At 67.5% G+C, this 25,941-nt stretch carries 26 protein-coding genes; 21 read left to right on the top strand and 5 right to left on the bottom strand.

Features of this window, described 5'->3' with window-relative positions:
- Positions 1-3: 3 nt before the first annotated feature.
- The 8 genes from rlmD to F3N42_RS02580 all read left to right on the top strand — a co-directional run bounded on the left by rlmD (position 4) and on the right by F3N42_RS02580 (position 7,780).
- Positions 4-1,329, top strand: a complete 1,326-nt coding sequence (rlmD, locus tag F3N42_RS02615) for a 23S rRNA (uracil(1939)-C(5))-methyltransferase RlmD (RefSeq protein WP_150862822.1) — start codon at positions 4-6, stop codon at positions 1,327-1,329.
- Positions 1,329-1,799 carry a CYTH domain-containing protein gene (locus F3N42_RS02610; protein ID WP_150862821.1) on the top strand — a complete coding sequence of 157 codons (471 nt, stop codon included), beginning with the start codon at positions 1,329-1,331 and terminating at the stop codon, positions 1,797-1,799. The genes rlmD and F3N42_RS02610 overlap by 1 nt, the downstream gene beginning before the upstream one ends.
- Positions 1,796-2,821, top strand: a complete 1,026-nt coding sequence (nagZ, locus tag F3N42_RS02605; protein WP_191621196.1) for a beta-N-acetylhexosaminidase — start codon at positions 1,796-1,798, stop codon at positions 2,819-2,821. Before F3N42_RS02610 ends, nagZ begins: the two co-directional genes overlap by 4 nt.
- Positions 2,812-3,378, top strand: coding sequence for a hypoxanthine-guanine phosphoribosyltransferase (locus F3N42_RS02600; protein ID WP_150862819.1), 567 nt, complete (start codon positions 2,812-2,814; stop codon positions 3,376-3,378). The genes nagZ and F3N42_RS02600 overlap by 10 nt, the downstream gene beginning before the upstream one ends.
- A 6-nt stretch (positions 3,379-3,384) precedes the next feature.
- On the top strand, positions 3,385-4,116 hold the full coding sequence (locus F3N42_RS02595) for an S-methyl-5'-thioinosine phosphorylase (protein WP_150862818.1): 732 nt from the start codon (positions 3,385-3,387) through the stop codon (positions 4,114-4,116).
- Positions 4,109-6,166: an NADPH-dependent 2,4-dienoyl-CoA reductase gene (locus F3N42_RS02590; RefSeq protein WP_150862817.1), complete on the top strand. Its 2,058-nt coding sequence runs from the start codon at positions 4,109-4,111 to the stop codon at positions 6,164-6,166. The genes F3N42_RS02595 and F3N42_RS02590 overlap by 8 nt, the downstream gene beginning before the upstream one ends.
- Before the next feature lie 72 nt (positions 6,167-6,238).
- Positions 6,239-6,715, top strand: a complete 477-nt coding sequence (locus tag F3N42_RS15555) for a helix-turn-helix transcriptional regulator (RefSeq protein ID WP_191621195.1) — start codon at positions 6,239-6,241, stop codon at positions 6,713-6,715.
- An 18-nt stretch (positions 6,716-6,733) separates the two neighbouring features.
- Positions 6,734-7,780, top strand: coding sequence for a saccharopine dehydrogenase family protein (locus F3N42_RS02580; RefSeq protein ID WP_150862816.1), 1,047 nt, complete (start codon positions 6,734-6,736; stop codon positions 7,778-7,780).
- 16 nt (positions 7,781-7,796) lie between these two features.
- On the opposite strand, the gene F3N42_RS02575 is transcribed toward F3N42_RS02580, so the two are convergent.
- Genes F3N42_RS02575 through xseA form a run of 4 tightly spaced genes read right to left on the bottom strand, consistent with a single transcriptional unit; the run spans position 7,797 to position 11,027 of the window.
- Entirely contained in the window at positions 7,797-8,390 is a 594-nt protein-coding gene (locus tag F3N42_RS02575) for an IMPACT family protein (protein WP_150862815.1), read from the bottom strand.
- Positions 8,387-9,034, bottom strand: a complete 648-nt coding sequence (locus F3N42_RS02570; protein WP_150862814.1) for a hypothetical protein — start codon at positions 9,032-9,034, stop codon at positions 8,387-8,389. Before F3N42_RS02570 ends, F3N42_RS02575 begins: the two co-directional genes overlap by 4 nt.
- Positions 9,021-9,617, bottom strand: a complete 597-nt coding sequence (locus F3N42_RS02565) for a sigma-70 family RNA polymerase sigma factor (RefSeq protein WP_224784646.1) — start codon at positions 9,615-9,617, stop codon at positions 9,021-9,023. Before F3N42_RS02565 ends, F3N42_RS02570 begins: the two co-directional genes overlap by 14 nt.
- A gap of 33 nt (positions 9,618-9,650) precedes the next feature.
- Positions 9,651-11,027, bottom strand: coding sequence for an exodeoxyribonuclease VII large subunit (xseA, locus tag F3N42_RS02560; RefSeq protein ID WP_224784645.1), 1,377 nt, complete (start codon positions 11,025-11,027; stop codon positions 9,651-9,653).
- Positions 11,028-11,055: 28 nt separating this feature from the next.
- On the opposite strand from xseA, the gene F3N42_RS02555 reads away from it, so the two are divergent.
- The 5 genes from F3N42_RS02555 (at position 11,056) to tadA (ending at position 17,700) form a co-directional block, all read left to right on the top strand.
- Entirely contained in the window at positions 11,056-12,753 is a 1,698-nt protein-coding gene (locus F3N42_RS02555; RefSeq protein WP_224784644.1) for an amidohydrolase, read from the top strand.
- 147 nt (positions 12,754-12,900) lie between these two features.
- A complete protein-coding gene (gene guaB / locus F3N42_RS02550; RefSeq protein WP_150863144.1) occupies positions 12,901-14,358 on the top strand; it encodes an IMP dehydrogenase in 1,458 nt (485 codons plus the stop codon).
- 24 nt (positions 14,359-14,382) lie between these two features.
- Positions 14,383-15,960: a glutamine-hydrolyzing GMP synthase gene (gene guaA / locus F3N42_RS02545; RefSeq protein WP_150862812.1), complete on the top strand. Its 1,578-nt coding sequence runs from the start codon at positions 14,383-14,385 to the stop codon at positions 15,958-15,960.
- An 11-nt stretch (positions 15,961-15,971) separates the two neighbouring features.
- On the top strand, positions 15,972-17,120 hold the full coding sequence (locus F3N42_RS02540; protein ID WP_150862811.1) for a 2OG-Fe(II) oxygenase: 1,149 nt from the start codon (positions 15,972-15,974) through the stop codon (positions 17,118-17,120).
- A 7-nt stretch (positions 17,121-17,127) separates the two neighbouring features.
- A complete protein-coding gene (tadA, locus tag F3N42_RS02535) occupies positions 17,128-17,700 on the top strand; it encodes a tRNA adenosine(34) deaminase TadA (RefSeq protein WP_150862810.1) in 573 nt (190 codons plus the stop codon).
- On the opposite strand, the gene F3N42_RS02530 is transcribed toward tadA, so the two are convergent.
- Positions 17,620-17,976 (bottom strand): hypothetical protein, encoded by a 357-nt coding sequence (locus F3N42_RS02530; protein WP_150862809.1) that lies wholly within the window; start codon positions 17,974-17,976, stop codon positions 17,620-17,622. The two genes, tadA and F3N42_RS02530, sit on opposite strands and share 81 nt — an antisense overlap.
- Positions 17,977-18,038: 62 nt before the next feature.
- On the opposite strand from F3N42_RS02530, the gene deoC reads away from it, so the two are divergent.
- The 8 genes from deoC (at position 18,039) to F3N42_RS02490 (ending at position 25,940) form a co-directional block, all read left to right on the top strand.
- On the top strand, positions 18,039-19,037 hold the full coding sequence (deoC, locus tag F3N42_RS02525; protein ID WP_224784643.1) for a deoxyribose-phosphate aldolase: 999 nt from the start codon (positions 18,039-18,041) through the stop codon (positions 19,035-19,037).
- 7 nt (positions 19,038-19,044) lie between these two features.
- On the top strand, positions 19,045-21,435 hold the full coding sequence (locus F3N42_RS02520) for an aldehyde dehydrogenase family protein (RefSeq protein WP_150862808.1): 2,391 nt from the start codon (positions 19,045-19,047) through the stop codon (positions 21,433-21,435).
- A gap of 143 nt (positions 21,436-21,578) precedes the next feature.
- On the top strand, positions 21,579-22,010 hold the full coding sequence (locus F3N42_RS02515) for a YidB family protein (protein WP_150862807.1): 432 nt from the start codon (positions 21,579-21,581) through the stop codon (positions 22,008-22,010).
- Positions 22,011-22,075: 65 nt separating this feature from the next.
- Positions 22,076-22,651, top strand: a complete 576-nt coding sequence (locus F3N42_RS15710; RefSeq protein ID WP_224784642.1) for a LysM peptidoglycan-binding domain-containing protein — start codon at positions 22,076-22,078, stop codon at positions 22,649-22,651.
- A gap of 54 nt (positions 22,652-22,705) precedes the next feature.
- Positions 22,706-22,906 carry a dodecin family protein gene (locus tag F3N42_RS02505; RefSeq protein WP_150862806.1) on the top strand — a complete coding sequence of 67 codons (201 nt, stop codon included), beginning with the start codon at positions 22,706-22,708 and terminating at the stop codon, positions 22,904-22,906.
- A 55-nt stretch (positions 22,907-22,961) separates the two neighbouring features.
- Entirely contained in the window at positions 22,962-24,365 is a 1,404-nt protein-coding gene (locus F3N42_RS02500; protein WP_150862805.1) for a sodium/proline symporter, read from the top strand.
- A 67-nt stretch (positions 24,366-24,432) separates the two neighbouring features.
- Positions 24,433-25,341, top strand: coding sequence for a hydroxymethylglutaryl-CoA lyase (locus tag F3N42_RS02495; RefSeq protein ID WP_150862804.1), 909 nt, complete (start codon positions 24,433-24,435; stop codon positions 25,339-25,341).
- Positions 25,338-25,940, top strand: a complete 603-nt coding sequence (locus F3N42_RS02490; protein ID WP_150862803.1) for a hypothetical protein — start codon at positions 25,338-25,340, stop codon at positions 25,938-25,940. Before F3N42_RS02495 ends, F3N42_RS02490 begins: the two co-directional genes overlap by 4 nt.
- Position 25,941: the final 1 nt, after the last annotated feature.

Raw genomic sequence — 25,941 nt, 5'->3', positions numbered from 1 at the left:
CTCATGGGACGGAAACAGCGGCTACCGGCTGAGCCCTTCGAAGCGGAGGTCACCGCGCTGGACGGCCATGGCGCCGGGCTGGCCACGCACAATGAGCGCCAGCTGCGGGTATGGGGCGGTCTGCCGGGTGAGCGGGTCATGGCGCGGCACCTGTTCGGGCGTCGGTTTCGTGGCCAGGCCGAGACCCTGGAGGTGCTCGAGGCCAGCGCCCGCCGCGTCACACCGCGCTGCCCGTACTTCGGCACCTGCAGCGCCTGCGCGTTCCAGCACCTGCACGATGATGACCAGCTCGCGTTCAAACAACAGCGACTGTTCACAATGCTGGACGAGGCCGGCGCCGGTGCGCCCGAATCACCGCTCGCACCGCTCAGCGCCGGGCGCTGGCACTATCGCCGTAAGGCCCGGTTATCGGTCCGGGACGTGCCGGCCAAGGGCCGGGTACTGGTGGGTTTTCGTGAGCGCGACGGCCGTTTCGTCATGGACATGAATGAATGCCATACGCTGGCCGATCCGGTCGCGTCACGGTTGCCCGCCATTTCAGAACTCGTGGGCGAACTCGAGGCGCGCGCGCAGTTGCCGCAGATCGAGGCCAGCTGTGGCGACAGTGAATGCGCGCTGGTGTTTCGCCACATGGAACCGCTGTCCGACAACGACCTGGACCGTTTGCAGCGTTTTGAAGCCGACACGGGCCTGCGTGTTTACCTGCAGTCCAAGGGCCCGGAGACCGTCACCCCCCTGGTGGAGGGGCCGTCACGGCTGAGCTACACGCTGCCCGCCCACGACATCGAGATGGTGTTCGAGCCGCTGGACTTCGTCCAGGTGAATGGCGAGCTGAACCGCTCGATGATCGACCAGGCGCTGTCGCTGTTGGAGCTGTCGGCGAGCGACCGCGTGCTGGACCTGTTCTGTGGCCTGGGCAACTTCACTTTGCCGCTGGCGCGCCATTGTGATCATGTCGTCGGCCTGGAGGGCGCCGAATCGCTGGTTGGGCGCGCCCGCGACAATGCGAAACGTAATGGCATCGACAACGTCGACTACCACGCGGTTGACCTGTATGCGGATCCGGCCTCGGTGGAATGGCCGGTGACCGGCGCCTTTGACGCGGTCCTGCTGGACCCGCCGCGCCCGGGCGCCGGGCCGTTGCTGGAGCGGGTTGCGGCCACGGGCGCCCGCCGCCTGCTGTACGTGTCCTGCAATCCGGAAACCCTGGCCAGTGACGCCCGCGAACTGATCCAGGTTCACGGCTACCGGCTGGCTACGGCGGGTATCATGGACATGTTCCCGCAGACGGCCCATATCGAGGCCATGGCCCTGTTCGAGAAAAACTGATGGCGCTGGAAATTGAAAGGAAGTTCCTGCTCGCCTCCGACGCCTGGCGCGACGAGGTCGAGCGTTCTGTGCCCATGCACCAGGGTTACCTGGGCGGGCAGGGCGTGTCGGTCCGCGTGCGCATCGCCGGTGACCGGGCGCTGATCAACATCAAGCAGAACCGCCTGGGCATGGCGCGCGAGGAGTTCGAGTACCCGGTGCCGATGGCCGACGGCCTGCGACTGATGAAACTCGCCGGCGGCGGCCGCGTCGAGAAGACTCGTCACTACGTACGCCGCGACGGCGTGCTCTGGGAGATCGACGAGTTTGAGGGCGACAACGCCGGCCTGGTGGTCGCCGAGATCGAACTGGACGACCCGGACCAGGTGTTCGTCCATCCCGACTGGCTGGGCGCCGAGGTCACCGACGAAGAACGCTACTACAACGTGGCCCTGGCCACGCATCCGTACAGCCAATGGAGCCAGGCATGAGTGAAGCTGTTCCCGGACCGGTCCTGATCGGGGTCGAGGGCCTCGAACTGAGCGCGCGTGAGCGCGACTGGCTTGCCCATCCCGCCGTGGGCGGCGTGGTCCTGTTCGCGCGTAATTACGCCGATATCGGGCAACTCGAGGCCCTGAACGCGTCCATCCGTGAAGCCGCCGTGGCGCCAATGCTGATCTGCGTCGACCACGAGGGCGGTCGCGTGCAGCGCTTCCATGACGGCTTCACGCGCCTGCCGCCGCTGGCGCTGCTGGGGCGCATGTACGCCGACGCGCCGGATACGGCGGCCGATTTCGCCTACCGCCACGCGCGGGTGATGGCCACGGAACTGCTGGTGGCCGGTGTGGACCTGAGCTTCGCGCCGGTGCTGGACCTGGACGTTGAAAGCTGCGTGATCGGCAATCGCTCGTTCGGTGCCGACCCCGAGGTCGTGGCCACGCTGGGCCGCCACTACCTGGCCGGGCTGCACGATTCCGGCATGAAGGCCTGCGGCAAGCACTTTCCCGGCCATGGCTCCGTGCGGGCCGATTCACATGTCGATACCGTCACCGACCCGCGCGGCTGGGACGCCATCGCCGCCAGTGACCTGAAGCCGTTCCAGGCGCTGTTGCCGGAACTGGACTCGCTGATGATGGCGCACGTGATCTATCCCGAGGTGGATGAACGGCCGGCCGGCTACTCGGGCCGCTGGGTTCGTGACATTCTGCGTGGGCAGCTGGGCTACGGCGGCGTGGTGTTCTCCGACGACCTGGGCATGCAGGCGGCCGGTTTCGCCGGTGGCATTGCAGACCGTCTCGCGCTGGCGCTGGAGGCCGGCTGTGACGCGGCACTGGTCTGCCATCACGAAGAGGTGGCCGAATTGCTGCCACGTCTGGGTGATGTCGCGCCGTGCCCGGCGCTGGCGCGCCTGGCCGGCGTCGTTTCGGTCACCCGCGAGGAACTCGCCACCGTTAGCGAGTGGCGTCACTGGCAGCAGTCGCTGCTGTCGCTGGAGCAGTCGCAATGGGCCTGACCGACAACGGCCGCCATCCGAACCCGGTGGCGCTGCTTGAAAGTGCTGACGTGGTGCATGATCGCGAGGCGGTCAGTGCCGCGATGGACGCGCTGGGAGCCGCCGTCAATGCCCATTACGGCGACCGCCCGATCGTGCTGATCGGGGTGATGACCGGCGCCATCCTGCCCATGGCCTGGCTGGCGACGCGGCTGGCCATGCCGGTGGTGATGGATTTCGTCCATGCCACGCGATACCGCGGCGGCCTGCACGGCGATGAACTCGAGTACCGGGTGCCGCCACGCATGGCGCTGGATGGCAAGGATGTCCTTGTCGTTGACGACATCTTCGACGAGGGTCACACACTGGCGGCGATCCGCGGCTCGCTGGAGAAACGTGGCGCGGCCACGGTGAAGACCGCGGTGCTGGCGCGCAAACTGCACGACCGGGGGCTGGATCGCGAATGGTGCGACTTCGTCGGCCTCGATGTGCCTGATCGATATGTCTTCGGATGCGGCATGGACGCTTACGAGGAGTGGCGCCAGCTGGACCGGATCATGGCGCTGGCGGAGGACTGAGCGGCGATGGCGGTCATCGGCCTGGTGGGCGGCACCGGTTTCGACCACTGGGGCGAGCCGGCCGAGGCGCGCGTGGTGGCCACACGCTGGGGCGCGCCCTCGGACGCCTTGATGCGATACGAGGCCGGGTCTCACACGTTCTGGTTCCTGGCACGCCATCGTCGTGACCACAGTATCCCGCCTCACCGCGTTGACTATCGCGCCAATATCGCCGCGCTGGCGAAGGTGGGGGTCGAGCGGATCATCGCCGTCAACGCCGTGGGTGGGATTACCGAGCGCTATGATGCCGGCGTGCTGGCATTGCCTGACCAGTTGGTTGATTACACCTGGGGCCGGGCGCAGACCTTCAGTGATGATGACGACGAGCCACTGCAGCACATCGAGTTTGCCCAGCCGTTCGATGCGGTCGTCCGCGCCGGCCTGGTGGCCGCAGCCGCGGACGCCGGCGTGGCCGTCGAAACCGGTGGTTGCCTGGGCGTGACACAGGGACCGCGCCTGGAGACGGCGGCCGAAATTCGCCGCCTGCGGCGCGACGGCTGTGACCTGGTCGGCATGACCAGCATGCCCGAGGCCGCGCTGGCGCGGGAACTGTCGCTGCCTTACGCCGCCATCGCAGTGGTCTCCAACCGCGCCGCGGGCCTGGAAGCGGAGCCGGTGACGATGGAAGCGATCAGCGCGACGATGGCTAACGCGATCGGCCGGGTTCACGCGCTGCTGGACCACCTGCCCGATGACTGACGCCTTGTCCGGGACCGTGAACGGCCAAGCCTTCCCGCACCTGCTGGCGCCGCTGGACCTGGGCTTCATGACCCTGAAGAATCGCGTCCTGATGGGCTCGATGCACACTGGCCTTGAGGACCGCGCCCGCCATTACCCACGGCTGGCCGCCTATTTCGCTGAGCGCGCGGAGGGCGGTGTCGGGCTGATGGTCACCGGTGGCATGGCCCCCACGCGACGCGGCTGGCTGGCGCCGTTCGCATCGTCGATGCTCAGCCGCCGGCAGTTGCCCAGGCACCGCCAGGTGACCGACGCCGTGCATGCGCATGACGCACGTATCTGCATGCAGATCCTGCACGCCGGCCGCTACGGCTACCACCCGTTCGTGGTTTCATCGAGTGCGACAAAATCACCGATTTCGCCGTTCCGGCCCAGGGCGCTCTCGGCGCGTGGCGTGGAGCGGGAGATCCGGGGTTTCGTCCGCGCTGCGCGACTGGCCCGCGAGGCCGGCTACGACGGCGTGGAGGTGATGGGCTCCGAGGGCTATTTGATCAACCAGTTCACGACACCGCACGTGAACCGGCGCAGCGATCAATGGGGCGGCTCGGCGGTCGCGCGTTACCGTTTTGCCGAGGAAATCGTTGCCCGGATCCGCCAGGCGGTGGGCCCTGACTTCATCATCATCTACCGCCTGTCCATGCTCGACCTGCTGCCCGATGGCAACGACTGGTCCGAGATCACGGCGCAGGCGAAGGCTGTGGAGGCGGCTGGCGCCACCCTGATCAACACCGGTATTGGCTGGCACGAGGCGCGGATTCCGACCATCGCGACGATGGTGCCGCGCGGCGGGTTCACCTGGGTGACGCGGGCGCTGAAAGGGCAGGTGGGGGTGCCGCTGGTGGCGACCAATCGCATCAATACCCCTGAAGTCGCTGAGCGGGTGCTCGCCGATGGTGATGCCGACATGGTGTCGATGGCCCGGCCTTTGCTGGCCGACCCGGCATTTGTGCGCAAAGCCGCCGCCGGTGAGTCCCATCGCATCAATACCTGTATTGCCTGCAACCAGGCCTGCCTGGATCACACCTTCAAGAACCGGACCGCGACCTGCCTGGTGAACCCGCGAGCCTGCCACGAGACCGAGATTGTCATCACACCCGCGTCCAGCCCACGCCGCGTGGCCGTGGTGGGTGCCGGGCCCGCCGGGCTGGCCTGCGCCACGGTGGCGGCCGAGCGGGGCCATCGGGTTGAGCTGTTTGACGCCGCGAAAAGTATCGGCGGCCAGTTCAACATGGCCCGGCGCGTGCCGGGCAAGGAAGAGTTTGACGAGACCCTGCGCTATTTCCGCCAGCGAATCGAAGAGACCGGCGTTGTGCTTCGTACCGGTGCACGGGTTGGTGCCGCCGACCTTGCCGGTTACGACGGCGTGATCCTGGCCACCGGCGTTCATCCCAGGCGGCCGGGTATCGAGGGCATCGACCATCCCAGCGTGGTCAGCTACGTCGACGTGCTGACCGGCAGGGTGACCGTCGGCGGGCGAGTGGCCATCATCGGCGCCGGCGGTATCGGTTTTGACGTTGCCGAGTTCCTGGCGCACGCCGAGGGCGCGCCGCGGCCCAGCCTTTCTCCGCAGCACTTTGCCGCCGAATGGGGCATCGACATGAACCTGTCTGCGCGCGGTGGCGTGGCGGGAGTGGCCGCCGAACCGGCGCCCGCGGCGCGCGAGATCACGTTGTTGCAGCGCAAGAGCGGAAAGCCCGGAGCCGGCCTGGGCAAGACCACGGGCTGGATTCATCGCCTGGACCTGCGCCGCCGTGGCATCGACGCGCTCAGCGGCGTGCGCTATGTGCGCATCGACGATGAGGGCCTGCACATCGAGGTCGACGACGCGCCACGGGTGCTCGCCGTCGATAACGTGGTGATCTGCGCCGGCCAGGAGCCCAACCGCGACCTGGCCGGTGACCTGGATACGGCGGGTATCGAGTACACGCTGGTTGGCGGCGCGCTGGAGGCGCGGGAACTGGACGCCAAGCACGCGATTCGCCAGGGCACGCTGGCGGCGACGGCGCTGTGAACATTGCACGCATCCATAAACACGAACTACAATTCATGAGAAATTTAGGGATGCCGGGGCAACGACCGAGTCATGAGCCAGTGGAACGTCTTCAGCAATCACGGCCACGTGCTGCTGTTCCTGTCACGTGCGCCGGACGCGCGGCTGCGGGACGTGGCCCAGAGCGTCGGCATCACCGAGCGCGCCGTGCAGAAGATCGTTCGCGACATGCAGGACTCCGGCGTCGTCCAGGTGGTCCGCAAGGGCCGGCGTAACAGCTACACCATCAACATCAGCGCGCCGTTGCGGCACGAGCTCGAGGCGCATTGCCGGGTGGGCCAGCTGGTCGACCTGGTCGCCAACGGCGCCGGGCCGATCCAGTCTGAACCGCCCTCCGAGGCCACTGCCCAGCCGGTGAGCAAGCCGAAGCCGAAACCGAAGCCCGCACCAAAACCGACCCCCAAGCCTGAGCCGGCACCGGCACCGAAAGCGAAGCCCAAGCCCAAACCGAAGCCCAAATCGCCAAAGAAGGAAGAGAAGGACGGCGGCGAACAGGGCTCGTTGTTCTGATCGTGGTGGGCGGCCCCGATGCGTTGGCTGATCTACGGAGCATACGGTTACACCGGTGAGCTGATCGCCCGGGAGGCGGTGGCGCGTGGCATGACGCCGGTACTGGCCGGCCGCGACGCGGGCCGGCTACAGTCGCTGGCTGCTGAGCTGGGCCTGGACGCACGGGCCTTCGCGCTCGACGCGATCGGCGACAGCCTCAACGATATCGACCTTGTCCTGCACTGCGCCGGCCCGTTCTCGCGGACCAGCGCGCCGATGCTGTCGGCCTGCCTTGACGGCGGCTGTCATTACCTCGACATCACGGGGGAGATCGATGTGTTCGCCCAGGCCTGGGCACATGATGAGCGCGCCCGCCTGTCGGATGTCGTGGTCTGTCCCGGCGTCGGCTTCGATGTTGTGCCTACCGATTGCATGGCCGCGACACTGGTGGATGCGCTGCCCGCGGCGGTTCGCCTGGCGCTGGCATTCGAGGGCGGCGGCGGTTTCAGCCGTGGTACGGCCCGCACCAGTGTCGAAGGCCTGGGGCAGGGCGGTCGCGTGCGTCGCGATGGTGAACTGGTCCGGGTGCCGCTGGCATGGAAAACCCGCCGGGTGCCGTTCAACCATGCCGAGCGCGAGGCCGTGACGATTCCCTGGGGTGACGTCTTCACCGCCTGGGTCAGCACCGGTGTGCCTGATATCGAGGTCTACATGTCGGTTCCGCCAGCGGCCATCCGGCGGCTGCGCTGGATGGCGAAACTGCAGGGCCTGTTGCGCCTGGGGCCGGTACAAAGCCTGCTGCGGCGACGGGTTGATGCCGCACCGCCGGGGCCCGACGCGCAAACCCGGGCGGCCACGGGCGTGGAGCTGTGGGGTGAGGTCGAAAGCGCGGATGGCCGCAGGGCAACCCTGACAATGAGTGGCCCGAATGGCTATGACATCACGGTGACGGCGTCGCTTGCCATCGTTGAGCGGCTGCTGTCGGGCCAGCTGGAGGGGGGCTACTACACACCGTCACTGCTGATGGGCAAGGACTTCGCCGCATCATTGCCCGGGATGAGCGCGCGAGCCGTTGAATTGAGCTGAGCCCCGGTGGTGCCGGTCAGCCGTCCGTGTCGTGGCTGAAGCGCGCCTGGCCACGGCAGGTATCGCGAACCACAGTTTCCAGCCGCGGCACCCAGTCCGCGCGAACCTTGAAACCCAGTTCCACGCCGTCGGCGCTGTAGTGCTCCTTGATATGGGTCGCCTGTGCTTTTTCCAGCAGGGCATGCAGGGCCGCGGCGTGCTCAAAGCCGGCTGCGATAACGCAGGTCGCCATCGTGTGCTTGCGCACCAGCTCTGCCCCGTCCAGGCATTTCGCCGCTGAACCTGAGTAGGCACGCACGAGCCCTCCCGCGCCCAGCTTGATGCCGCCAAACCAGCGCGTGACGACCACCATCACGCCATCGAGTTCGCGCCCCTCGATCACGCTGAGGATGGGGCGGCCGGCGGTGCCGCCGGGCTCACCGTCGTCGTTGAACCGCACCCGGTGATCAAGTCGCCAGGCCCAGCAGTTGTGGTTGGCCGTGGGGTCGGCCACCGATTCGAAGAAGGCCAGCGTATCGGCCTCGCTGCGCACCGGCGCGGCGTGGGCGATAAAGCGGCTCTTCCTGATGATTTCCTCGTGGCTTGCCGGCGCCGCCAGGGTGACGGTCATCCGTCATCCTCCAGCAGGGTTTGCGGTACAGGATAGTCCGGCCAGGCGGCCCTGAACCGCGCCAGTTCGTCGCGCCAGTCCGGGTCGCCTTCGTCTTTCAGCGCCTCGATGCGGGCCAGCCAGGCTTCCGGACCGGGCTCATCCGCGAACGACGATGATTGCCGGGCGCGCAGGCCGGCGTCCTCCTCTTCGGGCGCAGGCATCACTTTTCGCAGCTCACGAACCTCGGGTGCAGGCGCTGGCGAGGCTGCCGGGGCGGCTTCCATCAGGTCGGCCTGTGCCCGCGCGGGGCTGGCGTCGAAGGCTTCGCTGCGCACGTGTTGATCGTTGTCGGAAGCACCCATGGGCGCCGGCGCCATGACCGGCGGTGCCGCGGGCGCCGTGGTTTGCCGCAGTTGCAGGACCAGGGTCACGGCCACGGCGGCGACGGCCACCGTGGCCAGTTGCCGGGTCCAGCGGCGCGTCCACGGCCAGGCACGCCGTGACGGGGTGGCCACGGCGGCGCGGGCCTGGCGCAGCACGTTGATGTCCACGTCGGCCGGGGGTTCATCGGCGGGTGAGGCTTTCCAGGCGCGCTCGATGGCCTCGAGCCCGTCCACGGTGTCGTCGTCCGGGCGCCGGCCCGTGTGTTCACCGGGTGTCATTGGCAAGCACCTCCTTCAGTTTTCGCGTGGCGTAGCGCAGCCGGCTCTTGACGGTCTCGCGGCCCACGCCGGTGGCGATGGCGATCTCGTCCAGGCCCAGGTCGCCCTCCAGCTTCAGCAGCATCGCGTCGCGCTGGTCGGCCGGCAGTGCCAGGACAGCCGCCCTTAGCCGGTCGCGCTGCTGGTCACCGTCGAGGTCGTGGCCGGGGCCGGCCTCGTCCGGTGCCTCCGGTTCCGCCGTCAGTGGCTGCTCGGGCCGGACGCGGCGGTAATGGTCCACCCTGTGATTGTGCGCAACCCGGAACAGCCAGGCCCGGAAGGGCGTGCCGGGTTCGAACCGGTCACGGCCACGGATGACCTTTTCCCAGCAACCCTGGTACAGGTCGGCGGCCACGCTCTCAGCGCCGCCGTGGCGCAGGAAATAGCGGTACAACGGGCCGCGCCAACGGTCATACAGCACCTCGAAGGCGCGCGCGTCGCCGGCCGCGTAGCGGCACATCAGTTCTTCATCGGCATCCTCGCGCATTCGCGGAGCGTAGCCCACGCGTGGGCCCGGGCCAAGTCGCAGGGCGATCGCGTCCATACCGATAATGACGCACGGGCGGGGGAAAAGGGGTTAACGCTTTTGCGATTTGCCGGCGGACGTGGTGTCCGTGGGTGGGTTATCGCGCGTTTCGGTCACGGTTGAGACGATCTCGCCGCCGGCGACGCGGGTAAACAGCGTGTCGCCGGGTGCCACGTCGGCCGGCCGGGTGATGGCCTCACCGCCGGGGCTCGTGGTGACGATCGCGTAGCCGCGCTGCAGCGTGGGTAGCGGGCTGTAGGCGTTCAGGGTTCGCGCCAGCGCCTGCAGTTGCGCGTGGCGGTCCGGCACCAGGCGCTGGCCGGCGGTACGCAGGCGCCGGGCCAGCGCGTCCAGCTGGCTGGCCTGGGCGGGGATGGTGCGCCCGCCGGCGTTGCGCAGGCGCTGGGCCAGCGCCGCCAGTCGCGCCTGCCGGTCGGCGGCGATGCGCGCAAGCGCCACGCGCAGCCGTCGTCGCGCGGCATCGAGCTGGCCCTGGCGTTCACGCAGCTGGCGACCGGGATGCTGCCGCGTGACCCGCGTGGACAGTTCGTCCAGGCGTTGCGCACGGCGTCGGATACCGTCTTCGACGGCGCGGGCCAGGCGCCGCTGCTGGCGCGCGAACTCGTTGGCCATGGCGTAGCCGTCGGGTGTCAGCAATTCGGCCGCGGCGCTGGGAGTCGGCGCGCGCAGGTCGGCAACGAAATCGCTGATGCTGGTGTCAGTCTCGTGTCCCACCGCGGAAATGACCGGCGTGCTGGCCGCGACGATCGCGCGGGCGACGGCCTCGTCGTTGAAGGCCCAGAGGTCCTCCAGCGAGCCGCCGCCACGGCCGACGATCACCGCGTCCGCCCAGCCGTGCCGGTCGACAGCGGCCAGCGCACGGACGATGGCCGGCGGGGCCTCGTCACCCTGGACCGGAACGGGGTACAGCCGTACGCGCGCCAAAGGCCAGCGCCGACCGAGCACGTTGATGATGTCGCGGATCACCGCACCGCTGGGTGAGGTGATCACGGCGATGCGTCGGGGGTAGGCAGGCAGGGGCTTCTTCAGCGCGACGTCGAACAGTCCCTCGGACTCCAGCTGTTTGCGCAGCGCCTCCCAGGCGGCGCGCAGGCGGCCTTCGCCGGCGGCCTCCATGGTGTCGGCGATCAGCTGGTAGTCGCCGCGCGGCTCGTACAGGCTCAGCCGGCCACGGACCTGTACCAGCTGGCCATTCTCCGGCCGAAAGCCGATGCTGCGGGCATTCTGGCGGAACAGTGCGCAGCGGATCTGCGCGCGGTCATCCTTCAGCGAAAAATACAGGTGGCCCGACGCCGGCCGGGCCAGGTTGGAGATCTCGCCTTCGAGCCACAGGCGCGGAAAGCCGGCCTCGAGATGGACGCGGACCTCGCGATTGAGTTCGCTTGGTGTGTAGACTTCACGATTCACCCGGCGATGATAAACGAACGGAGGTCGCATGACCCGACGCCCCGAGACTGTTCCGGCCAGCCGCCTGCTGGCGCTGCTGTTCACGGCCATGACCTTCACGCTACCGGCGCTCGCCGACGGCCTGGCCGGTACCACGCTCGTGCACAACGCCGTTGTCCACACGGTCGATGAAGACCTGCCAAAGGCCTCGGCCCTGGTATTTGATGACGAGGGCCGCATCCTGGCTGTCGGTGAAACCGCGGCCCTGGCGGCCCGTTTTGACGACGTGCGGCGCGTCGACCTGGACGGCGCCGTTGTCATTCCCGGCCTGGTCGACGCGCACGCGCACCTGAGTGGCTACGCGGTGTCGCTGACCCGCGCGCAACTGGACGGTGCGCAGGACCTGGCCGAGGTCATGCAGCGGCTCGAGGCGCAGGCGGAAACGCTGGGTGAAGACGACTGGTTGCTCGGTCGTGGCTGGGACCAGAACGACTGGCCGGGCCAGGCCTTTCCGGACCGCGCGGTGCTGGACGAGCGCTTCCCGGACCGGCCGGTCTGGCTGACCCGCATCGATGGCCACGCCGGCTGGGCCAACTCGGCCGCGCTGGCCCGGGTCGACCGCGACATGTCCGGTGACTGGCAGCCCGACGGCGGCTACATTCACCGCGACGACGATGGCCAGCCCACCGGCATCCTGATCGATGCCGCCATGGGCCTGGTCGGTCCGCAGGTGCCACCCACGCCGGAATCACTGATGCGCGACGCGCTGCGGTTGGCGATACGTAACCTGCACGAAGTGGGCATTACCGGCGTGCATGACCCCGGTATCGATCGCGCCACGCTGGCTCGCTATCGTGACCTGGTCGACGCCGGCGAGTTCGACATGCGCGTGCATGGCATGGCGGATGGCATGGGTGAGACGCTGGACTGGCTCTGCGACAACGGCGCCTACACCCACCCCTCGGGCCGCTTGCAGATGCGCGCGGTGAAACTGTACGAGGACGGCGCGTTGGGCAGTCGCGGCGCGGCGTTGCTGGCCGATTACAGCGATGAGCCCGGCAATACCGGCCTGCTGTTCCACGACCCCGAAGCGCTCACCGCCCAGGTCAACCGCGTGCTGGGTTGCGGCCTGCAGGCCGGTATTCACGCCATTGGTGATCGCGCCAACCGGGTGGCCCTGGACGCATTGCAGGCAGCGATGGGCGCACACCCGGACAACCCCGGCCGCCATCGTATCGAGCATGCCCAGGTGCTGACGGCCGCCGACCTGCCGCGGTTCGCCGAACTGGGCGTGATCGCGGCCATGCAGCCCACCCACGCCACCAGCGACATGTACTGGGCCGAACAGCGCCTGGGCCCGGAACGCAGCCGTTACGCCTATGCCTGGCGCAGCCTGCTGGACAGCGGCGCACGGCTGGCGCTGGGCTCTGATTTCCCGGTCGAGGCCATCAACCCGTTCCTGGGCCTGCACGCCGCCGTCACCCGCCAGGACGTCAAGGGCTGGCCGCCGGGCGGCTGGTTCCCGGGCGAGCGCATGAGCCGCGAAGAGGCCCTGCGCGGCTTCACGCTGGATGCCGCCTGGGCCGCATTCATGGAAGCCGATATCGGTTCGTTGTCGGTGGGCAAACGCGCTGACTTTATCGTTCTCGACGCCGACCTGATGACGGTGCCGGCCGAAGACATCGCCGCCATCCGCGTGCTGGAAACCTGGATCGACGGCCGGCGCGTCTACGAACGGCCGCAATAGCCGGCCATCGCGCCCGGAACTGGCCAGCGCGACACGCAAAAAGGTATAATGCCGCGCTACCCAGCGACGCCCGGGCCTCCCCCGGGCGTCGGCGTATCTCGGTCGGACGCCCCGCGCGCGGCGCCGGCACAGGCAGGAGTTTTAATGATGCGATTGATTGGCGAAGCACTGACTTTTGACGACGTTTCCCTCGTTCCGGCCTACTCGGCCATCCTGCCCCGGGACGCCAGCCTGGAGACCCGCGTCACCCGCGACCTGACCCTGAAGATGCCACTGCTCTCGGCGGCAATGGATACCGTCACCGAGGCGCGCCTGGCCATCGCCATGGCGCAGGCCGGCGGCATCGGCGTCATTCACAAGAACATGACCGCCGAGCAGCAGGCCGAGCAGGTCCGCGTGGTCAAGAAGTACGAGGCCGGGGTCATCAAGGACCCGATCACCGTGGGCCCGCAGACCACCATCCGCGAAGTCATCGACCTGACCCGTCGTCGCAACATCTCCGGTGTGCCGGTAGTCGACGGCGAGGAGCTGGTCGGCATCGTCACCAGCCGCGACATGCGCTTCGAGCGCAACCTTGATGATCCGGTCCGCAACATCATGACCCGCAAGGACAAGCTGGTCACCGTTCGCGAAGACGCCAGCCAGGACGAGGTGCTGGACCTGCTGCACAAGCACCGCATCGAGAAAGTACTGGTCGTGAACGACGCCTTCGCACTGCGCGGCCTGATCACCGTCAAGGACATCCAGAAGTCATCCGACTTTCCGAACGCCGCCAAGGACACGCAGGAGCGCCTGCTGGTGGCCGCGGCCGTGGGCGTGGGTGGTGACACCGAAGAACGCGTCACCGCGCTGGTCGAGGCCGGCGTTGATGCCGTGGTGGTGGATACCGCACACGGCCATACCAAGGGTGTGATCGACCGTGTCGCCTGGGTCAAGAAGCAGTTTCCCGACGTCCAGGTCATCGGTGGCAACATCACCACGGCCGCAGGCGCGCTGGCGCTGGTCGAGGCCGGCGCCGACGGCGTCAAGGTGGGGCAGGGCCCCGGTTCCATCTGCACCACGCGTATCGTCGCCGGTGTGGGTGTGCCGCAGGTCACCGCCATCGTCAACGTGGCCGAGGCGCTGGCGGGCACCGGTGTGCCGATGATCGCCGACGGCGGCATCCGCTACTCCGGCGACCTGGCCAAGGCCATCGCCGCCGGCGCCAACACGGTCATGATCGGCAGCCTGTTTGCCGGCACCGAGGAAGCGCCGGGCGATGTCGAGCTGTACCAGGGGCGGTCCTACAAGTCCTACCGCGGCATGGGCTCCATCGGCGCCATGCAGCAGGGCTCCAAGGACCGCTACTTCCAGTCCGAGACCGAGGCCGACAAGCTGGTGCCGGAAGGCATCGAGGGCCGGGTGGCCTACAAGGGTGCGCTGTCCGGCGTGATCCTGCAGCTCCTCGGCGGCCTGCGCTCGTCCATGGGCTACATGGGTTGCGACTCCATCGAGCGCTTCCGCACCGAGTCGCAGTTCGTGCGGATCACCAACGCCGGCGTGCGCGAGAGCCATGCCCACGATGTCACAATCACCAAGGAAGCGCCGAACTACAAGCTCGGTTAAACCCACACCAGGAGACGGGACACCATGCGCCAGGATATTCACCAGGACCGGGTCCTGATTCTCGATTTCGGATCCCAGTACACGCAGTTGATCGCGCGCCGTGTGCGCGAGATCGGCGTCTACTGCGAGATCTTCCCCTGGGACATGCCCGAGGACGAGATCCGCGCCTTCGCGCCGAAAGGCATCGTGCTGTCCGGCGGCCCCGAATCCACCACCGCCCTGGACGGCCCGAAGGCGCCCGGCGTGGTGTTCGAGTTGGGGGTGCCGTTGTTGGGCATCTGCTACGGCCTGCAGACCATGGCCATGCAACTGGGCGGCCGCGTCTCGACGTCTGACGAGAAGGAGTTCGGCTACGCCCAGGTACGCCTGGCGGGTGCGTGCGCGCTGACCGACGGCATCGAGGACCACGTGGGTACCGACGGCGTGGCGATGCTGGACGTGTGGATGAGCCATGGCGACAAGGTCACCGAGCTGCCCGACGGCTTCAGCGCCGTGGGCCAGACCAGCTCCGCGCCCATCACCATCATGGCCGACGAGGACCGCCAGTGGTACGGCCTGCAGTTCCACCCGGAAGTGACGCACACGCCGCAGGGCGCACGCCTGCTGGAGCGTTTTGTCGCCGACATCTGCGGCTGCGAAAAGCTGTGGAACGCCGCCAACATCATCGACGACTCCGTGGCCCGGGTGCGCGAGCAGGTGGGCGATGACACGGTACTGCTGGGCCTGTCAGGTGGCGTCGATTCCAGCGTGGTGGCCGCACTGCTGCACAAGGCCATCGGCGAAAAGCTGACTTGTATCTTTGTCGACACCGGCCTGCTGCGCCTGGGCGAGGGCGACCAGGTGATGGCCACGTTCGCGCAGCACATGGGCGTCAACGTCATCCGCGTCAACGCCGGTGAGCGTTTCCTGTCCCGCCTGGCCGGCGAGGACGACCCGGAAGCCAAGCGCAAGATCATCGGCAACCTGTTCATCGAGATTTTCGAGGAGCAGGCCAAGGCCGCTGGCGGCGCGAAGTGGCTGGCCCAGGGGACCATTTACCCGGATGTCATCGAGTCGGCCGGTGCCCGTACCGGCAAGGCCCACGTGATCAAGTCACACCACAACGTGGGCGGCTTGCCCGAGCGCATGGACATGGCACTGGTGGAGCCGCTGCGCGAGCTGTTCAAGGACGAGGTCCGCAAGCTGGGCGTGGAACTGGGCCTGCCGGCCGAGATGGTCTATCGCCACCCGTTCCCAGGCCCGGGCCTGGGTGTGCGTATCCTGGGCGAGGTCAAGCCGGAATACGTCGAGCCGCTGCAACGGGCCGACCATATCTTTATCGAGGAACTGCGACGCGATGGTCATTACGACACCACATCGCAGGCATTTGCCGTGTTCCTGCCGGTCAAGTCCGTTGGTGTGGTGGGCGACGCGCGGCGCTATGAGTGGGTGGTTGCTTTGCGAGCAGTGGAGACCATCGACTTCATGACGGCGCGCTGGGCGCACCTGCCTTACGAATTCCTTGAAAAAGTATCATTACGTATTATCAATGAGATAGATGGTATATCTCGTGTGGTTTATGATATCTCGGGCAAGCCGCCCGCGACCATCGAGTGGGAGTAAAGGTCAACAGCATGGGCCAGGATCACACAGCATCAGGTGCGGCGCCCGTGGCGGTGCCGGAGATGGTTTCCGCCGAGGTGCTGGAACGCGCCGACGCGCTCGGCCAGGCGTTTCGAACGGCCAGCCCGTTCCGGCACGTGGCCGTCGATGGCTTTTTCCGCCCCGAGGTGGCCACGGAACTGCTGGCCGCCTTCCCGGCTTTCGACGAAAAGCTGGCCATGAACGAGAACGGCCAGGTGGGCGGCAAGGCGGTCAACGAGAAAGTGACCGGCCTGGGCCCGGTCTACCAGCGCCTGGACCAGCTGGTGAGCAGCCGCGAGTTCCGCGACCTGGTCAGCCAGCTGACCGGCATCCCGGACCTGCAGTACGACCCATACTACTTTGGCGGTGGCACGCACGAGAACCTGCATGGCCAGGGGCTGGACGCGCACGTGGATTTCAACTTCCACCCGAAGACGCGCCAGCACCGTCGCCTGAACATGATCTTCTACCTGACCGAGGAATGGCAGGACGAGTGGGGTGGTTCGATCCAGTTGCACCGCGACCCGCACCTGCCGCCGTCGCAGGACGAGATCGTCACCATCACGCCGCTGTTCAACCGCTGCGTGATTTTCGAGACCACCGAGACGTCGTGGCATGGCTTTCCGCGCATCGAACTGCCGGAAGACAAGCGCGGGCTGTCGCGCAAGAGTTTCGCGCTGTACTACTACACGGAAACCCGTCCGGCGGAAGAACTGGGGCCCGAACATTCCACCATCTACGTGGAGCAGCACCTGCCGGAGAGCTGGCAGCCGGGCATCACCCTGGATGGTGAGCAGCTGCAGCACGTGCGCAACCTGATCGCCAGCCGCGACCAGCACCTGACGCGGTTGTACGAAGACATCAAGCGCATCAACACCGAGCTGAACGCGCTGAAGGAATCACGCGGCATACAGGCACCGCCGGGCGTGGCGCCGGAAACCGGCGAGCCGGTCGCGACCGAAGACGATGCCGAGCGCTCGGCCGAGCAGCGCCTGGAGGCGCTGGAGGCGGCCCTGGGCCGGCGTGAGGCCGAAGCGGCACGGCTGGCGATGCGGGTGCGTGAGCTCGAATCATCGACGTCGTGGAGAGTGACGCGGCCGCTGCGGGGCTTCAAACGACTGATTTCCGGGCAGCGGTAAAGCCGTCATGACGCCAGGCGACGAGCAGTGGATGCGCGAGGCCATGGCGTTGGCGCGCCTTGCCGAGTCCGAGGGCGAGGTCCCCGTGGGCGCCGTGGTGGTGCAGGACGGCGAGGTCGTCGGCCGTGGCTGGAACCGCACCATCGGCCTGAACGACCCCAGCGCGCATGCCGAGATCATGGCCATGCGCGAAGCAGGGCGGGCCCTGGGCAACTACCGACTGCCGGGCTGCGAGCTGTACGTCACGCTGGAGCCCTGCTGCATGTGCGCCGGAGCCATCGTCCACGCGCGGGTGGCCCGTGTGGTGTTCGCCGCCCCCGACCCCAAGACCGGGGCGGCCGGTGGCGCGTTTGACCTGTTGCCACACCCGCAACACAACCACCAACTCATCGTCGAAGGCGGATTGCTGGAGGACGAGAGCGCGGCGTTGTTGCGTGGGTTCTTTCGCGCCCGGCGTGGCGGTGGTGCGGCACTGGCCGTGGAGGACGATTCAGCCGGTTCAGCCGATCCAGGCGTCGAGCCCGAAGCGCAGCAGGTTGAGGCCGGCGACGCCCAGGACGCAGAGAATCGCCAGCCGTAGCAGCTTGCGACCGGTGCGCACCGTGATCGAGCGCGACGGTTCCACCTTGGTTTCCCGCACCAGGCCCTCTGGCGTGATCTCGAACAGCCAGGAAAACACCATGGCCAGCGGGAAGCAGATAATACCCAGCGCCACCGCAAAGCGGTAGATCCAGCTGGGCAGGCCAGCGTAGTCGACGCCGAGCGACAGAATCTCAAGAACAAGCCAGGCCGAGGCCACGTAAAGCAACGCGACGCGGAAGATGTTGCGACGGACCAGCTCGGCGAACACTTTCATGCGCCAAGTCTGCCACACGGCGCGCTGATATACTCTCCTGTCCCAGGGGAGGGAGGTTTCAAGTGACCAACGTCTTTTCCATCCGCGCGTCCGACCCGGCGCCGGACCAAGGCCTGGAGCGGAACCCCGGCATGGGGTTCGACCCGGCCTGCTTCGATCGCCTGCGGATCAACCGCAGCGCCGTGGAGCGCCGCGCGGCGACACTGCCCGCCAGGCGTTCCGTGAAGAAAGACCACCAGGCGGCCTGGCTGCTGAAAGCGATCAGCTGCATCGACCTGACCACGCTGGCCGGCGATGACACCCCCGGCAAGGTGCGGCGGCTCTGTCACAAGGCCATGCGGCCGGTGCGCGCCGATATCCTGGAAGGCCTGGGGGTTTCAGGCCTGAACCTGACCGTCGGCGCCGTCTGCGTCTACCACAACTTCATTGAAACGGCCGTCGACACGCTGGCCGGCTCGGGCATTCCCGTGGCCGCCGTGTCGACCGGCTTTCCCGCCGGGCAGATCCCGCTGGAGCTGAAGCTGGCGGAAATCGAGGCCTCGGTAAAGGCCGGCGCGAAGGAAATCGACATCGTCATTTCCCGTGCCAAGGTGCTGACCGGCGACTGGCGCGGCCTGTACGAGGAAATGCGCGCCTACCGCGAGGCCTGCGGCGACGCGCACGTGAAGGCCATCCTGGCCACCGGCGAACTGGCCACGCTGACCAACGTCGCCCGGGCCAGCTGGGTGTGCATGCAGGCCGGCGCCGACTTCATCAAGACCAGTACCGGCAAGGAGTCGGTCAACGCCACGCTGCCGTTCAGCCTGGTCATGACCCGCGCGATTCGCGACTACCACCGCCTGACCGGCTACAAGGTGGGTTACAAGCCGGCCGGCGGCATCAGCACGGCCAAGGACGCGCTGGCCTACCTGGTGCTGATCCGCGAGGAACTGGGCCGCGACTGGCTGGACCCGCACCTGTTCCGCTTTGGCGCCAGCAGCCTGCTGGGCGATATCGAGCGGCAGCTGGAGCACCACCTGACCGGCGCCTATTCCGCCGCCCACCGCCACCCCATGAGCTGAGGCCCGTATGAGCGTCAAGGACATTTTTGAAACCATGGACTACGGCCATGCGCCGGAGTCGACGGCCGAGGCGGAGGCCTGGCTGGCCGCGCGTGACAGCCGCCTGGAACACTTCATCAACGGCGAGTGGCGGGCGCCCGCCACCGGCGAGTATTTCAAGACCCGGTCGCCGGCCCGTGCCGTGGACCTGGCCGATGTCGCCGATGGTGACGCCGCCGATGTCGACGCCGCGGTGGCGGCGGCCCGCGCGGCGCAGCCGGCCTGGGCCGCGCTGGACGGCTTCGAGCGTGCCCGCTACCTGTACGCCATCGCCCGCAAGGTGCAGAAGCACTCGCGGCTGCTGGCGGTGCTGGAGGCGCTGGACAACGGCAAGCCGATCCGCGAGACGCGTGATATCGACATCCCGCTGGTCGCGCGGCATTTCTATCACCATGCCGGCTGGGCGCAGCTGATGGACACCGAAATGGCGGGCTACCAGGCGGTGGGCGTGGTCGGCCAGATCATTCCGTGGAACTTCCCGCTGCTGATGGCGGCATGGAAGATCGCGCCGGCGCTGGCCATGGGTAATACCGTGGTGCTGAAGCCGGCCGAGTACACGCCGCTGACCGCCGCCCTGCTGGCGGAGCTGTGTCGTGACGTGGGGCTGCCACCGGGCGTACTGAACGTGGTCCTGGGGGACCACAAGGCCGGCCAGGCGCTGGTGGAACACGATGACGTCGACAAAATCGCCTTTACCGGCTCCACAGAGGTCGGCCGCCTGCTGCGGCGCGCCACCGCCGGCACGGGTAAAAAACTCACACTGGAACTGGGTGGCAAGTCGCCCTTTATCGTTTACGAAGACGCCGACCTGGACAGCGTCGTCGAGGGGCTGGTCGACGCCATCTGGTTTAACCAGGGGCAGGTCTGCTGCGCCGGCTCGCGCATGCTGGTGCAGGAGTCCGTGGCGCCGGCGCTGCTGGAGAAGGTCCGCGCGCGCATGGCCAAGCTGGTGATCGGCGACTCGCTCGACAAGAGCATTGATATCGGCGCCGTGGTCGACCCGGTGCAGCATGAGCGCATCAGCGAGCTGGTAGCGCTGGGCCGCGAAGAGGGCGCCGAGGTCTGGCAGCCGGAGCTGGACATGCCGGCCGAGGGCTGTTTTTACCCGCCGACGCTGTTGACCGGCGTCGAGCCCGCGGCGACGCTGGCGCAGGAAGAGATTTTTGGCCCGGTGCTGGTCAGCATGAGCTTCCGTACGCCGGCCGAGGCCGTGGAACTGGCCAACAACAGCCGCTACGGCCTGGCGGCCAGCGTCTGGACCGAGAACATCAACCTGGCCCTGGACGTGGCGCCCAAACTGAAGGCCGGCACGGTATGGGTGAACTGCACCAACCAGTTCGATGCCGCGGCCGGGTTCGGTGGCTATCGCGAATCCGGCTTCGGCCGCGAGGGCGGCAAGGAAGGCCTGTACGAATACGTGCGCGCGGACTGGGAGACGGCGCTGTCGAATACACCGGTCTACCCGGTGGTGGAGCCGGCTGACCCGGTGCCGCCGTCACAGGGCGGGCCGATGGACATCGACCGCACCGCCAAGCTCTATATCGGCGGCCGGCAGCAGCGGCCCGATGGCGGCTACTCGCTGCCCGTGCACGATGCAGCGGGCCAGTTCGTGGCGGAGATTCCGGCCGGCAACCGCAAGGACATCCGCAACGCCGTCGAGGCGGCGGCCAAGTCGCCTGGCTGGTCGACCACCACCGCTCACAACCGCGCACAGGTGCTGTATTACATCGCCGAAAACCTGGCGGCCCGGGGCGATGAATTCACGGGCCTGCTTGCGCGCCTGTCGGGCCATGATGCGGATGCTGCCCGGGGCGAGCTCGAAACCTGTGTCCGGCGCGTCTTTCATTACGCTGCAATGACCGACAAGTACGATGGCCGCGTTCACGCCACGCCGGCGCGCAACGTCACGCTGGCGATGCGCGAGCCGCTGGGCGTGCTGGGCGTGGTGGCGCCGGAAGAGGCGGGCCTGGTGGGCCTGGTCTCGACGGTGATGCCGGCGCTGGCCATGGGCAACCGGGTCGTGCTGGTGCCATCGCTGCGCTATTCACCCCTGGCCACGTCCCTGTACCAGGTACTGGACACGTCCGACCTGCCAGGTGGCGCCCTCAACATCGTCACCGGCGAACGCGAGCCGCTGGCCCGCGAGCTGGCCACGCACCTGGGCCTCGAGGGCCTGTGGTACTGGGGCGACGCCGAGGGCAGCGCCTTCGTCGAAAAAGCCGCGGCCGAGTCGATGAAACGCACCTGGGTCAACCACGGCCGCTACCACGACTGGTTCGACGCCGAGCAGGGGCAGGGCGAGGAGTTCCTGCGCCACGCGGTGGAGATCAAGAATATCTGGGTCCCCTATGGGGAGTAGTGAGGAGTGAGGAGTGAGGAGGTAGGAGAGAGGAGAGAGGGAAGCGCGTGACTCGCGCCTGGTTTTCGGAAGTGCGCACCAAAAGGTGCTCTTACTCCTCCCTCCTCCCTCCTCCCTCCTCACCCACTAAAAGGAGAAGTCACATGGACCTAATGGAAATGGGCGCACAAATGATCGCCGAGAAACTGGGCGTGGATATCGACCCTGCCACCGTGCAGGCGGCGCTTTCGGGCGTAATGGGTGATGGCAAGGGCGGTCTCGACCTGTCGAAGGTGGCCGCGCAGATGGCCAACAGCGGCAGTTTCGGCAGCGTGCTGGAATCTTGGCTGGGTGACGGCGACAACGCATCGATATCGGCGACCGGCATCGAAGACCTGTTTGGCAAGGCGCAGCTGTCGCAGTTGGCTGGGGCCCTGGGCGCCGGTGAGCAGGACCTGGCCGGCACGCTGTCCCAGGTGCTGCCGCAGATCATGGACAAGGCCAGCCAGGGTGGTGCATTGAAGGACGAGTTTGCCGGCGGCCAGGGCGGCGATATCGGCAGCCTGCTGAATGCCGCCAAGTCGTTTCTTGGGTAAGTTCCGGTAAAAGCGGTACACTGAATTCCGATTTAAAAACCAATCGAGAAACAAGGAGGGTGTCCATGGGTTTATTTGATTCGTTGAAAAAGGCACTGGGTGGCGGCGCCGCCGAACCGGAAACGGTCAAGGGGCCTTCCATGGTCCTGCGCGAAGCGGGTATCGATCCTTCAGGACTCGATTTCGACATTCGCGGTGATGGTAGCCTGGCGGTCAGCGGTCACGTGGCCAGCCAGGCCGATGCCGACCGCATCGTCGAGCTGCTGGACGGCATTCCCCAGGTCAGCGGTGTCGAGAACAAGCTGGTCGTGGGCGCGCCGCCCGCGCCCGACCCGGTCCCCGAGGCGCCGGCCCCCGAGCCACCCGTGACTTCGGTTGCCGATGTGGCGTCTCCCGAAGCCGAGCCGGTCAGCGCCGATGCCGCACCCGCTGGCATGGAGGCCCCGGCGGACACCGCCGATGCCGCCACCGGCCGGACCTACACCGTGCAGGCCGGTGACAGCCTGTGGAAAATTGCCGAGGCCATGTATGGCAGCGGTGCGCGGTACACGGCCATCTTCGAGGCCAACCGCGACATCCTGGACGACCCGGATCGCATTCACCCGGGCCAGGAACTCAAGATCCCGGATCTCGAAGACTGACATCCGGGCCATTCACACGTTCAGTCAACCGCGATAGCGGGGGGAGATTGCACGATGTCCATTGCCAAGATCACTGAAATCAAGGCCGCATCCACGGTCAGCTTCGACGACGCCATCAAGCAGGGCGTGGCTCGCGCCAACGCGACGCTCGACAAGGTCAAGGGCGCCTGGGTTGCCGGCCAGGATGTCACCGTCGAGGACGGCGAGATCACCGAGTACCGGGTGCTCCTGAAAGTCACCTTCATTCTCAACTAGCTCCAGGCGTTAATGCCCGGCTGTCGGCCGGTCCACAATTCGACCGGTCGACGGAATGGAACACGCGAATATTGTCATTGCCACCCTGGTCCTGTACTTCGCAGGCCTGGTGGCGATTGGCCTGTGGGCCAGCCGGCGCACATCCGACAACGAAGACTTCTTCCTGGGCGGCCGCCAGCTGGGCCCCTGGGTGGCCGCCATCAGCTATGCCGCCAGCGCCTCCTCGGCCTGGACGCTGCTGGGCCTAAGCGGTGCCGCCTGGGTTATGGGGCCCAGCGTGATCTGGGTCGCCATGGGGTCTTGCTCGGGCATGCTGGTGGCGTGGTTCTGGATTGGTCCTCGCCTGCGCCTGCACAGCCATGAGCGCCGGCAACTGACGGTCACCGAGTTCCTGGCCGGCAACGCAACCGGCCGGCCACGCGCGGCCATTGTCATCGCCGCGTCGCTGATCATCCTGCTGACCTTCGTGTTCTATGTCGCCGCCCAGTTCCAGGGTGCCGGCAATACCTTTGCCAGTACCTTCGACATGCGCCCGCAGACCGCGGTGTTGCTGGGCGCGGTGATCATCATGGTGTACACGCTGCTGGGCGGGTTCTGGGCGGTCAGCGTGACCGATACGGTCCAGGGACTGCTGATGGCGGTGACGGCCATCGTCCTGCCGGTTGCGGCCCTGGTGGCCGTGGGCGGGCCGGCGGGACTGGTCCAGGCGTTGCAACAGCAGCCGCCGGAGTACCTGTCATGGACGGGCGGCGCGCGTGGGATCACGGCCCTGCTGGTGATCGGTGGCGCCCTCGGCATCGGTTTCGGGACCTATGGCCAGCCACACTTGCTGGTTCGCTTCATGGCGCTGCGAGACGCGCGGGCGTTGCGCCAGGCGCGCGCCATCACCATCGCCTGGTATGCCATCGTGTTCACCGGCATGTGTGTGCTGGGCCTGGCCGGGCGGGTGCTGGTGGCGGACGCGACCAACCCGGAGACCGTATTCTTTACCCTGACCGCGGAGTTGTTTCCGCCGGTGGTCGCGGCCGTGCTGCTGGCGGCCGTGCTGTCGGCCATCATGTCGACGGCCGACAGCCAGTTGCTAGTGGCGGCATCCGCGGTCGCTCACGACCTGGATCCGTCACGGGGTAAGGCCGGGCGCGCGTTGATGCGGTCACGCCTGGCGATTGTTGTCATTGTCGTTGCCGCCGTGCTGGTGGCGTTATACCTCCCAGAGAAGATTTTCAGCCGCGTGCTGTTCGCATGGAATGCCCTGGGCGCGGCCTTCGGGCCCGTGGTGTTCCTGCGCCTGGCGGGCTGGCCCTTGCGCCCGGGTGGTGTGCTGGCGTCCATGCTGGCCGGCTTCGGCTTCTCGGTGGCGTTTTACCTGCTGCCCAATGCGCCGGGTGACGCGCTGGAGCGGCTGGCGCCATTCTTTATTGCCCTGGCCATCGCGCTGGCGGCGCGGCGGCGTGGCTGACCCACGGTGACCGGCTGCCCTAAAATAGGCCGCAGTGTCGCATCGCAAAAATTCCGGAGTACACGCCATGAATGACCGGGTCATCGTTAACGATGTCGGCCCCAGGGACGGCCTGCAGAACCAGGCTCGCCACCTGGCGCCGGCGGACCGGGTCCGGCTGGTCCGGGCGCTTCTGCACGCGGGCATGGACCATGTCGAGACCGCGGCCTTCGTCTCGCCAAAGGCAGTGCCAGCCATGGCCGGTGCGGCCGAGATCGTTGCCGAACTCGCCGGCACCGACGCGACCCTGTCAGTGCTGGTTCCCAACATGAAGGGCTACGAGCTGGCGCTGGCGGCCGGCGCGCGGGTCATGGTCATGGTGGTCTACGCCACCGACGGCATGGCGCGGGCCAATGTCGGGCGTGATCGTGCCGAGGTCGACGCGGCGACGGCGGATATCCTGGCAAGGGCGCGCGAGGATGGCGTCCGAGTGCTGACGACGATCTCGGTGTCGTTCGAGTGTCCATTCGAAGGCGCGGTGCCGGCCGCCGTGGTTCATGATGCCGCCGATCGAATGCTGGCACTGGGTGCCGAGCGGTTCGTCGTCGCCGATACCATCGGCGCTGCCGCGCCGGACGCGGTCAGCGCGATGATGGGCGACATGGTCGGGCGACACGGCGCGGATCGCCTGGGGTGCCACTTCCACGACACCCGGGCGCTGGGCCTGGCCAATGTCTACGCCGCGGCCCAGGCCGGTGTGCGCTACTTCGACGCCTCGATCGCCGGCCTGGGGGGCTGTCCCTTTGCCCCCGGTGCGACTGGCAACGTGGCCACCGAGGACGTGGTCATGCTGCTGCAGCGCCTGGGCCTGGATACCGGCATCGACATGGCCGGGTTGCTGGCGGCATCGCGCCTTGCCGATGAGCTGACCGGGACGGCGCCCGGCGGACGCGCGCGAGCCTGGCTGACGCAGGCGTACGCGGACGGGGCAGGGTGAGCCACCAGCGGCTGTTCTGGGTGGCGCTGGCCGCGCTGGCGCTGATGCTGGCCTGGCGCTGGGACCACCGGCCCATCGAACATCCCCCCGGCGTACTGGCGCCGGCCATTCCCGTGCAGCAGGCGGCCGGTGGCAGCGTGTTCGCCGTGGACGACTATATCCTCACGCGCCGCGCCCGCTTCGAAATCCGCGCGCGGGTGCTGGGCAAGGAGCGCTACCGCCTGGGGCAGGGCGCCGACCTGTCACCGGTCGACCTGGCGCTGGGCTGGGGGCCGATGTCCGACAGTGCGGTGCTGGACGGGATCAAGGTCTCGCAGTCCGGTCGCTGGTACTACCTGCGCTGGGAGCGGGAACCCCCGCTGGCGGCAGATGTCTTGATGGGGCATAGCGGCAATATGCACATGGTGCCTGCCACAAGCTACGAGGCAAAGGCGCTGAAGGGTGTCCGGCCCGGCCAGGTGGTCACGCTGAAGGGTTACCTCGTCGATGTCGACCATGAGAATGGCTTTCGCTGGCGCACATCACTGAGCCGGGATGACCTGGGCGACGGCGCCTGCGAGATCGTTTACGTTGAATCCGTGATTGTTGAAGAGGCTTGAT

It is taken from the genome of Marinihelvus fidelis (genome assembly GCF_008725655.1).
Classification (GTDB): Bacteria; Pseudomonadota; Gammaproteobacteria; order Xanthomonadales; family SZUA-36; genus Marinihelvus; species Marinihelvus fidelis.
This window is presented reverse-complemented; position numbering and strand designations above follow the sequence as displayed.